The organism is Bradyrhizobium sp. sGM-13, assembly GCF_018398875.1.
In the GTDB taxonomy this organism is placed as follows: Bacteria; Pseudomonadota; Alphaproteobacteria; order Rhizobiales; family Xanthobacteraceae; genus Bradyrhizobium.
Genome location: NZ_JAGWDK010000184.1, coordinates 1 through 524, shown reverse-complemented (window position 1 = coordinate 524; position 524 = coordinate 1). Strand labels below are relative to the sequence as shown.

The following is a 524-nucleotide window of genomic DNA, read 5'->3' as shown; positions in this document are numbered from 1 at the left end:
TCCAACAGCTCTGCCACGCTCGGCGCGCCCGACAGGTCGAGGCGAAGCGCCAGGCTGTTGACGAAGAAGCCGATCAACTCTTCGATCTCGCGGCGGCCCCGATTGGCGCTCGGCACCCCGATCACAAGGTCGTCCTGCCCTGACAGACGCGACAGCACCGCGCCCCACGCCGCCAGCACCGTCATGAACAACGTCGTGCCATGCTGCTGGCTCAGCCGCTTCAACTCCCGCGTCAGATCCGCATCGATGACAACAGGCACAGTGGCCCCGGCAAACGACTGCCGGGCCGGCCGCGGCCGGTCCGTCGGCAAGGCCAGACGGGCCGGCGCGCCAGCCAGGGTGTTGCGCCAATACTCCGCCTGCTTCTGCAATCGCTCGCCAGCCAGCCACTGCCGTTGCCAGGCAGCATAGTCCGGATACTGGATCGCAAGCGGCGGCAGCGGATCGTCTTGTCCCGCCAGGAACGCCCGGTACAGCTGACTGAGTTCACGCACCAGCACGCCCAGCGACCAGCCGTCCGAGAC

At 67.7% G+C, this 524-nt stretch carries 1 protein-coding gene; it reads right to left on the bottom strand.

Annotation, left to right across the window (positions count from 1 at the left end):
• On the bottom strand, positions 1–524 hold a 524-nt coding region (locus tag KJQ96_RS38695; RefSeq protein WP_249727414.1), incomplete at both ends, for a condensation domain-containing protein.